General features: G+C 64.4%; 1 pseudogene. It reads right to left on the reverse strand.

The features are described from left to right. Positions 1–374 (reverse strand): annotated as a pseudogene (locus AC1DTN_RS38640) (hypothetical protein); the annotation flags it as partial. Positions 375–577 lie beyond the last annotated feature (203 nt).

Consider the following 577-nt stretch of genomic DNA (forward strand, 5'->3'; position numbering starts at 1 on the left):
ACCGGCTGGTCATGCGCGAGCAGCCAGTCGCGCAGATCGGCACCCTCCTCGAAGCCCTCGCAGTGCGAGAAGATGCGGCGCAGGCCATCGCCCGCCTGCTGCGCGAACGCGTTCAGCAGCGCTTTGCCCGGGCCGTCGCATTCGCCGAGGAAGGCAAGATAGATCGGCAGCCTCGGCCGCGGAAGGCCGAAAGCCTCGAGGTCGCCCATCGTCGTGTCGTCGAGGATCGCGAAGCGCGCGAAGTGCAGTCGCTCGAAGTCACCGAAAGGCAGCAGGGCATTCGACGGGTCGACGACGCCGGGCGACACGTTCATCGTCTCCAGCAACTCCCGCAGGCCGGCCTCGCGGTCCGCGTCGACCGGGGCAACCACCATGAAGTGGGATTGGGGTGTCACCGAMTCAGAACTTGAGACAGAAGTCGATCAGCCTTTCCTTGCCCCAGTACACCTTGCCCAGATAGAAGCCCGGCGAAATCAACCGGATCTCGTCGCGGATCCAGTGCGCCACCACCGAGGTCTTGGAGTAGTCGAGGACGATGCATTCCTTGTTGTCCAGCCAGCTGTCGCCCTTGTAGACC

Source organism: Rhizobium sp. 01T444 (assembly GCF_056398305.1).